Here is a 10,406-nt window from a genome sequence, read left to right on the forward strand (position 1 = left end):
TGTCAATAAGCAGTAGTACTTAAAATTATGCTGAAAATGGGGCTAATCAACAGAGTTTTTGGGCGTGCGATCGCCTCATATTTAAAAGCATCATTCGTTTTTGCATTCAAAACAAACATTGAGTTTTATTTAATACTCAATATTCCAGCAAATTTTCAGCAAAGTTACTAATTGACAAAAAGTATTTTGTCTTAACCTCTCACAAATGGACGATAACTGATCCATAAATGGAAGCAACTTATGCTTCCACCGATAGTCGCTTCAAAGCCAGTCACCAACCAGAACAAATCCGGCCCAAAAGTAAGGATGCTCATATTTAGGATTAGACATCAGCTTTAATTGTGCAAAGCGCAGTGCTTCGGCTTTAGGTAGACCATTTCTCAAGCCTCTGTATAATTCTTCCATCAGTAAAGTGGTAGATTCTGCTTCTACTAACCATAGGCTAGCAACTGTACTACGCGCACCTGCCTGTGCTGCTATCCCAGCAATTCCTAATGCCGAGCGCCGATCTCCTTTCGCTGTTTGGCAAGCACTTAGGACAAGTAGATCAATTCCAGAACGTTCAGTTTTTAATAAAAATTTTAGTTCTTTAACAGTAACAGGAACGTCCCAAGCCAAGACAAAAGTTTTTTCTGGGTCAGAGCTAAATTGACCGTGAGTACTAAGATGAACAACTACAAGTTGATTCTCTTGCATCTTTCGTTGAAAATCGTCAGTGGTAAATTGGGCATTGAGTAGTAGTTCTGACCCGGCAGCAGTTTTTGTTTTAATGCTTGTGACTTCCTTTTTAACTTCAGGGAGAGCTTTGAAACTTTGAGGAACTAACGAATTATTGAAACTAGGCCCTATCTCAGAAACACCTGCAATTAATGCTCTAATATTTTTTGGATTTAAAGCTCGGCTTGGCCAAAAATTGGAACTTGAAGCTATTGAAATGTTGTAATGCTTTACTAGATAATTTTCCCCATCGTACAGCATAGAAACAGGTAGATTTTGAAAGTAAGTATCTAGCACCAATACTAAATTCCCCGAATCAGGTAAATGCTTTTTGATAGGCGCAAATACTAGATTATAAATAGTTTGAGGGTAAATAATTAGATTAGATTGTTTAATTCCAGTAAGCTCCTTATTTTGAGCGCCAGAAATTAAACTATCAATACTATTGTTAAGTAGTTGGAAATCTATAGTATGTCGATAAAGAGAACCTTGCGAAGTCCGAACAATTGCTTCGGCTCGGTTTTTTAATTTAATTAAATATATTATCGGTGGTAAGTTAGCTACTTTGGGACTATCAATTAAAGAAACTGATGTTAGTCTGCCGCATTGTAAAAAAGTTTCTAATTCAGCGATTTTGAGCTTTTCTTGAGTTTTGATTACCTCTTCTAAGTTGGGGTTATTTTGAGATAGATTTAACTCCATATACTCTTGATAAACAGGTTCAACTTTCTCTTTAAACTCCCATTGAATTTCTGGATTAATTGTTAAAATACTACCTCGAACTTTGTCAAGAGTACTGATAGTTGCTTTATATGCTTGCGTTGCCTTATCAAAATCATTAGTGCGCTGATATAAGCGCCCTAATTGCCATTGCCACTTGTAAGCAATGTCCCAAGCTTGTACTGATTGGGCTAGCCCCATCGCTTGTTTTAAATATTTTCTAGACTCGAGTTCTTGTCCTAAAGAGCTATAAATGTTGCCAACAGTTCCTGAAGCATAAGATTCTGCTCGTTCATTATCTAGCTGCTGAGCCAATGAGCGGGACTGTTGAGCAAAGAACAATGCTGCTTTCAATGGATTTTCGCCATTAGAGAAAACAGATTGCTTTAACTCACTGTTTTTGCTAATTTGTGTTAAATTTTCTGCAAAATTAAGCTGAGCGTAAATAGATTCAATTAGTGGAAGTTTCTCAAACTGATTCGGTGTTGTCAATAATTGTTTTACCAATATTTTAAGAAGTTGCCTTCTAGTTTCAATATCTATATTTGTTAGCTCGGGCCATTTCTCAATTTCTAGTAACAGACTTAATTGATATAATTGTGGCAATACCGGGATATCTCTCAGGTTTTGATATTGCTCGAAAGCTGAATTAATGTTAGATCTAGCTATTATGAAAACTTTTTGTTTGCCTTCAGGGTCGTCCATTATCTGATATCGACTCTTAGCTTGATTATAAAGAGTGCGTTGCGTATTCGCCTGACTTAATAATAATTGATTATTAAAACTTGATTCTAAACTCAGTTTTCTAGCCATTATAGAAGACTTTGACAAGACAACTGAAGAGGCTTCTAAATCCCCAAGCATTCGTAACACATCACCTAAATTGCGAAGTCCGATTACTCGCACTTTTAGCATCGGTTGCTTTTGTAAAGCAAGGCTCAGCCGCTCTTGGGATTCTTTTAAAGAGTATTGTCTTTCTTGAAATGAATTAGTACAAAGCCAATTTTTCATTTCCAAAGCTTCAATGAGAACCTGGCAAGCTTGAGGGTACATACCACTAGCCTGAAATGCCAAGCTTTGATTAATCAAGCTACCGCTCATTCCATTAGAGTCGTTTAATCGTTTGTAAGCTTTGTAAGCTGCTTGCCAAGTTTGTTGGGCTGCTTCAGTTTGTCCTTGATGGAGTTGCTTGTATCCTTGTTGAGTAAGGCTTTGTGCATAAGAATGTTCCGAGGGAGTAGACTGAGATTTTGCTTCCCCCTGACACAAAATTATCAGCAAGCTCAAAGATAGTCCTAAGCCTAAGTATTTCAAATTCGATAAGTAATAGATAAATAAACGCCGTTTTCTTGCCATGTTCGAGAGTTCGTATTTGTATCAACTGAAATTAAAGGAAGTCCCCAGTCGAGCCGAGCATTAAAGCGATCGCTTGACTGGTACTGCAAGCCTAATCCCACAGAAGCTAAAGTGCCTGTAAAATCTGGGTTTAATTCATCAGATTTACCATTGTTCCAAGCAGTCCCTAATCCAATAAATGGTATTACGTGTATTTCTCCCTCTTCTCCTGTCCAAGCTCTTATACGTAATTCCGCAGAAATAAGAGCTGCATTGTCAGCTACAAAGGTATCTTCACGGTAGCCACGTATAGTAGTTGCACCGCCTAAGCTAAATTGCTCTAATGCGGCAAGGCGTCTGTCAGCCAATTGTATTTCTGCCCTTGCCAGTAAAACTACATTGCTAGATAGCTGCCGCAACCACGCAGCTTGACCTTGCCAGGATAAAAATTGACCATCAGGAGCAGAATTATTGATAGTTGCATCAAACGCATCAATGCCCCAACTAAACTCAGAGCGTAATAAGAAAGCTCCTTTAAGGTAACGTTGCGTCCAATCCTGGAAAAATCTCATAGCAGAAATTCGTGTACGCCCTGTTGAATCTGCTCCTTTAGTCAACGGGTATGGAGTGCCATCAATTGATGAATCACTTTCGAGCCGGGAAAACGTCAATCCCAAAGCAAATTCTTGGTAGGATTTGTTGTCAGCTTTTCTGATTAATGGTTGACGATAAGTAAACTGGTAAGCACGAGCATTAGAAATAAGATCTAAACTACTAAATGGGCGTTCAATAATATTGGTCGAAGCATTTACGTAGTCAAACTGTAAAGTCCCATTTTGTGGATTGATGGGGATAGAATAGCTGGTTGCAATAGTGCTACTTCCATCAGTATTTCGATATCCGACACTCAAGCTATCACCCAGTCCTAATAGGTTGGCATGATTTAATTGAATTCCACGTTGAAAGCTACCAACAGCAGGTGAACGATGGTTATCTAAAAAAGCTTCCGCCTTGAATGGCTCTCGCTGCTTTACTAAAATGTTTAGGACAGTTTTACTGATTTGAGAGCTTTTATTTAATTCTGCCGAAATCGTCTCAATTAAAGGATCTTGCTGCAACAGTAACAAAGCTTCAGTTACACGATTGCTATTAACAACTTCATTTTGGCTTGGTAAGCGTGAAAGAACGTAGTTTTGCAGGTGTGAGCCACCTGTAATGTTAATTTTCTCCAGTTTTCCTTCGACTACCTGAATAGTGATTACTGCTCCATTCGCATTAATTGCTTGATTTTCATTAATTGGGATGAAAGCACCAGAAGTAACGTACCCTTGTTCTAAATATAAGTCTGTGACTGCACTCCGAGCAGCGTACAACTCAGTTAGAGTGATTTCTTTTCCTGTAAAAGGTGCAACTACTGCCTCTAGTTGTTGTGTGGTTAAAACTGTATTACCTTTGAAAACAAATCGGTCAACTTTAAAAGTTACTTGATTTGAATCAGGGATTTCATTAGGAGATTTAATAGAAGCAGGCTCTAGTGTTTGTTTTCCACTCGAAGGTAAAGGTGGTAGAACTTCTTGAGGTTCTCGTATTATTGGAATTGGTGTAGGAATTTGATCTGGATTGACTGTTTGCGCTAACACAGGCTTAACTGTTAAGCTCAAAATAATTAGAAAAACAATTGCTCCATAAGCATTATTTAAATATTTGAATTTTGGCATAACCCCAAAGGTTTATGATGGTACAAGCTGAAGCAATTTTCTCAAAATCTAAAGATTTTTTCAGTGAAAACAGTCTAAACTGATGTTTTTGTTTGATATCTTTTATTGCTGCTCATCTGGTTTTTGAGATTCTTCAGGGCGGTGGCAAAGAGCTTCTGTTCCAGATGTATATCCAACTTCATCAGTGGGTCTTTTTGTAAAACTTATCGTCCCGTCACCATTATTTATTACTTCTTGCACCTCAACAAGTTGGGATGATAAATCATTCTCAGTTGATTCTATAACCTCCTGAGATTGGGAAGTTGAAGCAGGGGTGGACTCATCAATCCAACCAGAAAAACTGCTGAGGTCTTCAATTGGGCTAGTTGGAATAACTCCTGTTCTTGCATCCACAAACTCTGTTGCTTCTCCTAACCGTGCAGTGCAATTTTGAGCAAGTTCGGGTGATTGAATTGCCGATAGAGCTATTATTTCTTTGGTGTAACCAATTTTTGGTGCATTAATCAAAACTCTACCATTAACTCCTCTGTCAGAGGTTGCTGTCACTTCACTTCCAGGAGCAATAAAGACTCCTCTAGCATTGATTTCCACATTGCCGCCCTGTCCTTCCTCTGCATTGGCTGCAATCTTGCTGTTTTCTAATATGGCTAATACACCACCGTCAAATTTTATGTTACCGCCGTTACCATTGCCACTTGCAGTAGCAGTAATAATACTGGAATCTTTTAGTTGCAAATTATTCTGTGCATATAGCGAAAGGTTGCCGCCTTCGCCGGAAGCAGTGGATGCTGCAATAGAACTTTTTTCGTCTAACAGGATGGAGTTTCCTGCATTAATTGTAAGCGTCCCAGCATTGCTTTTACCCTCATTTTCGACGCTAACTTTTCCACCATCTGTCACATTCAAATCTTGAGTATTGATTATTACTTTTCCTGGAGAGCCACTCGGTATGGGGGGAGCACCAAATATTCTTTGAGCGTCTGTATTAGCTCTAGTAGCAGATGAGCCGATTGAGCCGCTTACTTTTACATTGTTAGCATTGATAGTGAGGACTCCAGCAGAACCAATACCTAATGTGGAAGTATTAGCAAATGCCCGCTTCCCTACTAACATTCTTGATGTATTGATTGTTAAATTTCCAGCGTTCCCCTCACTAAAAGTTTGAGAGGCTAAGTAGCTAGGAATAAAAGGTCTCCCTGAATTAATTAATTCAATAGAATTAGTTAACTCTATTGAATTAGAAGCAGTTAAAAACACATTTCCTCCAGCCCCATTCCCTAATGTTTGAGAGGATATTAATCCTCCATTTTTAGCCTCTAAATTGATTGTCGAGACTCTGATGTCTCCGGCTTTTGCAAAAGTATTTGAGGTAGTAGTACTAACAATGCTACTAGTGAAAAGAGGATTTAAAGATGAAAAGCCAATCAATTTTATAGAATTAAAAGCATTTACAGTTATATCCCCTCCATTACCACTACTGTAATTTCTAGAGCTTATAGCTGCTCCTCCTTCACTCACTAAGTCTTTACCATAAACGTCTATATTTCCTCCATTTGCAGAACCTAATGACTCGGTTCTCAAGAAACTAGTAAATCTTCCATCTGGAGATATGCCGCTTAAATTAAATGACTCATCAGATTTAACTGTAATCCTACCCGAAGGTGAATTTTGATTTTGAATTAGAATTGCTGCTCCCTCATTTAAGGATACGTTCCTCCCCTGTATATTAATAGAGCCGCCAGCATTTCCACTGGTATCGATTAACGCTTGCTTAGAGAAATAAATATCATTAAAAGAAGGCACTTCTTCATAACCCAAAGTCCAGCCTTGATCAGTTTGATTAAGACTAACAGTACCAGAGCTAACACTGCCTATAGAAATTGTTCCTCCCTCTGCTACCAACGTTCCACCTTCTATGTTGACACCACCGCCTACCAAAGCTAGATTTTTACCTGTCTGTACTAATAGACCAGTTGAGTTACTGTTCCTAATGATTGGTGTATTTCTTGAGCTTGGAGCAGTTAAACCATCACCTCTGCCCTGCACATTAATCGGATTTGGATTCCTAAACTTCAAGCCGATTGGAAAATTGATTGCCAATAGTGGTGGTGCTTGAGGGTTTATAGCATTGAACTCCAAGTTTTCACCAAACTCAATGGCATCAGCAGTACTTGCTAAAAACGAGCCACCAATATCAATCCCTGCATTTTGTCCAAAGTTAATTCCGCTGGGATTGAGTAAAATTAAGTTAGCCGTGCCATTAGCTTTAATTAACCCATCAATAATAGAAGCTGAGCCTCCGGTAACTCTAGTGATAATGTTTTCAACGTTTAAAGCATTGTTGAACTGAGTCGTACTTCCAGTAACAACAGAAAATGCATCTAAGCTGTGAAATAAGTTTTGACCTATTGGAGTTCCACCTTCAATAGTTGTAATGCTTCCTTCGACTTTGACGCTGGTGTTAGTTGGTAAAGTCATGTCTGGCTTAATTTGAGCTTGAGATGGTAAAATAGCTGAAAGAGAAATAAGCCCTGATGCTACAGCTTTACTGAGAATAGTCTGGTATTTGCTTTTCATCAAGACCTCGTGCGAAGTTTTTAAATCTTTGAGATTTAGGCTAATTTGGTTAGCTTCAATTATCACTGTGAGCTATACATACTCAAAGTTTCGTGCCAGTTTTATGGCAGTATGATTTCGGGAAAAGTCTCCCATCTCTGTATTTGGGTATCTGTTACGTTTATAGATTCATTTTTTGTGGATTGCTTATTGTTGCTGATAGTGAGTAGCGCTCCTTATAATCACAAAACACTGATAGTATACAGCAATAAGCAGCATATTCAATACTTTTGTAAGTAAAAAAAATACCATTTTTTTTAATGAATATTAGCTTGACAATAAGCATTTTAGTTTCTAAGAACTAAGGCGATTTGGAAAACCCATCAGATGTATTGAAAGTTGAGCTTAGTAGGCTAAACAGTCTGATATTACTAGCTTTGATGGATTTAAATTTAAGTTCAAAATAGCTCTTTCCCGCACCAAATACTACCTAGTAAACAACGGATCAAAATACTTTCAAGTCCATTTTTTTATTATCGATATCAGAGCTATATGTAGCAGCTATACCTCATAGATTGTATTTTCTCTATAAAAATCATAATAAATTAATCTTAGTAAAAACTTTTAATATCGATTGAAAAAGTTACGCAGATTTATATAAGGTTAAATTCTGATCGTTAAAATATTTGAAGGTATCGTCACGCGCTTTTAAGCAAATTAGTAATAGAGTGCATCTTTCATAAGAGATCCAAAACTTTGCCTGTGACACCTCCAGTAATCGTGCCACTGATTATAAAGATGAGGAAAGTTTTCCAACCTTGAATAGGATTACCACTCAACTCCAAAGTACCTTCATTAAGCCAAACCAGTAGGGCGAAAATCACGATTCCAAGTACTGTCTTACTGAAGTAAATAATACAGTCCATCTGCTTGGTTTAACTCCCAAGCCAGTCCGCTGGGGTCTGTTTTGCGACACCAGAGGGTAAATTCCACATAGTCTCTAGATTTTTGGCGCAGGGTAGCTACATCTACTTTTAACCTTTTGGCTAAACCTTGTTCATCATAGCTTCGAGCTTTTGCTCTTGTTGGCTGATGATGATACTGGCGAGATGGTTGAGATTGTCGTTTAGATGCAGATGCATTGTTTTTAAGGTATGTGTCCATCCTGTTGTATGCATCTTCCAATTTTTCTACGCGAACGCTCAAGGTTTGGTTTTGTTGCTGCAAATCTGTAGCATCACTGTGTTGAAGTTGTAATTCTAATTGTGAGATGCGCTGTATTAGCTCATTAATTTTTATATTAGTTTCAACTTCAGCTTTAGTATGAACTGTGTTATCGATGTCCGATATCAACTGCTGTAAGCCATTAAGAACATCCTTTGTGCGTCCATTGCGATGCAACCTAGCAAGTTCCCGTACTACTGTCACCAAGACAGTGGGGACGCGGATCATAAGGCTTGGGGGTTGTTGGGACTGCTGATTAGGCATGGCGATATCGAAGCTGATATCAATATTTTAGGCGGGGATTGTAGCGGACTGCAATGCTAATAGACTAGTCAGGAGTGCAAAACTCCAAACCTTTATGTCACGTTAAATTTTGCACATATCTTGTCTTTACCCCACCTTCGTCTCAACAACGCTAAAGTTTATATACAGCAAGGGTTTTCAGACTATTTTGCAGGTTTTTACGTTATTTTATTCAAAATTATTTCCGAACTTGCATAAATCTTGTACTACACCCCGATAAGTCTACAAATATTTCATCAGGGTTTAACTTTAGCAAATTTATGTTGCCAGATGGGTAGAAAATAAAACAATACTTGGCTTGTGAAAAAATATTAATTATTAAATCACTCAATCTTTCACCAATATTAATCAAACGAGATCGGGACAGGAATACCATTTAACCATCTGAATAGATTTGAGGCTTAGTTTGCCTCTAGTGGCGGGATTAAGCGGGGGTTGTACCGCCAATTCAGATTTGAAGGAGCCACTTTTGATGATTAGTAGTTGAGTTGAATTGAATTTACATCGCATTGGATAAGGTCAACCTATTGGAGGATTAGATCATGGATTTGAATACTTACTTGAAGTTGTTAAATTTATTGGATTCAGAATCTCAAAAAATCATGCTTGAGTTGCAAGCCATGTTCTCTGCAGCAGGTCTTGCAGTAAGAGGCCGTGGAACGCATACCGACGGAATTATAGTCAAAGGGAACTTAACGGTATTGCATAGCAGTGATGTCCCCTCTCATTCGCTATTCACACCAGGTAAAAAATATGATGTTATTTTTCGTCATGCAAATATTGTGGGTGGTGCAAAAGATGACGCTCTTATAAACGGTCGTGGCTCAGCTATTAGAATTGGAAATATAGGTGATGACCTAAGTAAGCCCCGACTACTGGATCTTGTACTCAATACTGGTGAAGTTTTCGGACTCCCAACAGCCCGATTGTATCATCAATTTTTTGGTTCAGATTTTCATCAAAAAAGTGACATGCTTGCCAGTGGCAGTTTAAGAAGGTATGCAGTGGAGGCAGCCTTACGCAATCCAGATTCGTTTACTGAATTGTACTACCACACACAGCTTTGTTATGAATGGGTGGATTCCAAAAAGAAATCCCGTTATGCCCGCTTTCGCCTTTTAAATCCTAATCAAAGCACGGAAGGCGGTTTATTAGATGACAATGTTGAAATAGGTCCTAGACTGGTATTACCCAGAAAACGGGGCGATACTCGCGAAAAAAATTATCTGAGAAATGAGTTTCGCCAACGATTAGCTGACGGAAACATTGTGGAGTACGTCTTGCAAGCCCAATTCAGATCGATTGAGGATGTGGCCGTAGATTGCAGTAATCCATGGGATCCAAACACCTACCCTTGGCTCGATATAGCAGCCATAGTGCTTAATCAAGATGAATCTGAAAATGATTATTATCAAGAAATTGCCTACAATCCAGGCAATACTCATTATGATTTAAAACTTCCCGATTCATATAGTGTAGATGATTTTGCATCACTGGGAGTGTCTGGTGCCTTAGTTCATTATTTTGGCTCCATTGTTCGTGCTGAACGCACTCAGTATTTGTATGGAAGTAAGGATGATTTGCCTGGAAAACCAGATTATTTCCCTCTCCCAGTGACTGAAATTCCTTCTAAAAGATTCCTTTTTCTATTAGAGAAATATAATTTTCTTACAGATAATTCATACCCTTCAGACGGTGAGCACGACAAGATTGAAGCACTTGTTTCAGCCATGCCTACTACAGCTTTGGATTTGGCAGTTGGCAGTACTGATCCCACCGATATTCCTGACAGCTACTTTTTAGAACGTCGGCTCAATGGGTACAATCCAGGTG

The 10,406-nt window shown here is 38.5% G+C and carries 5 protein-coding genes and 1 pseudogene; 1 reads left to right on the forward strand and 5 read right to left on the reverse strand.

What is annotated here, in order from left to right; all coding sequences use genetic code 11:
• Positions 1-261: 261 nt before the first annotated feature.
• The 5 genes from IQ246_RS08830 to IQ246_RS08850 form a co-directional block, all read right to left on the reverse strand.
• A complete protein-coding gene (locus IQ246_RS08830; RefSeq protein WP_194002093.1) occupies positions 262-2,793 on the reverse strand; it encodes a CHAT domain-containing protein in 2,532 nt (843 codons plus the stop codon).
• Positions 2,748-4,490 carry a ShlB/FhaC/HecB family hemolysin secretion/activation protein gene (locus tag IQ246_RS08835; RefSeq protein WP_194002095.1) on the reverse strand — a complete coding sequence of 581 codons (1,743 nt, stop codon included), beginning with the start codon at positions 4,488-4,490 and terminating at the stop codon, positions 2,748-2,750. The genes IQ246_RS08830 and IQ246_RS08835 overlap by 46 nt, the downstream gene beginning before the upstream one ends.
• 102 nt (positions 4,491-4,592) lie before the next feature.
• A complete protein-coding gene (locus IQ246_RS08840; RefSeq protein ID WP_194002097.1) occupies positions 4,593-7,067 on the reverse strand; it encodes a filamentous hemagglutinin N-terminal domain-containing protein in 2,475 nt (824 codons plus the stop codon).
• Between the two features lie 716 nt (positions 7,068-7,783).
• The gene (locus IQ246_RS08845) at positions 7,784-7,930 is read right to left on the reverse strand and encodes a hypothetical protein (protein ID WP_194002099.1); all 147 of its coding nucleotides are present in this window, start codon (positions 7,928-7,930) and stop codon (positions 7,784-7,786) included.
• 16 nt (positions 7,931-7,946) lie between these two features.
• Positions 7,947-8,534: an Hpt domain-containing protein gene (locus IQ246_RS08850; RefSeq protein WP_194002101.1), complete on the reverse strand. Its 588-nt coding sequence runs from the start codon at positions 8,532-8,534 to the stop codon at positions 7,947-7,949.
• Between the two features lie 581 nt (positions 8,535-9,115).
• Here IQ246_RS08850 and IQ246_RS08855 point away from each other — a divergent pair.
• A pseudogene (locus IQ246_RS08855) lies at positions 9,116-10,406 on the forward strand (linolenate 9R-lipoxygenase); the annotation flags it as partial.

Origin of the sequence: aff. Roholtiella sp. LEGE 12411, assembly GCF_015206995.1 — a bacterium.
Classification (GTDB): Bacteria; Cyanobacteriota; Cyanobacteriia; order Cyanobacteriales; family Nostocaceae; genus Komarekiella.

Excerpts from the sequence above, each read along its gene's own strand:
- IQ246_RS08840 (WP_194002097.1), bottom strand. The coding sequence starts at position 7,067 with ATGAAAAGCAAATACCAGACTATTCTCAGTAAAGCTGTAGCATCAGGG.
- IQ246_RS08830 (WP_194002093.1), bottom strand. The coding sequence starts at position 2,793 with ATGGCAAGAAAACGGCGTTTATTTATCTATTACTTATCGAATTTGAAA.
- IQ246_RS08850 (WP_194002101.1), bottom strand. The coding sequence starts at position 8,534 with ATGCCTAATCAGCAGTCCCAACAACCCCCAAGCCTTATGATCCGCGTC.
- IQ246_RS08835 (WP_194002095.1), bottom strand. The coding sequence starts at position 4,490 with ATGCCAAAATTCAAATATTTAAATAATGCTTATGGAGCAATTGTTTTT.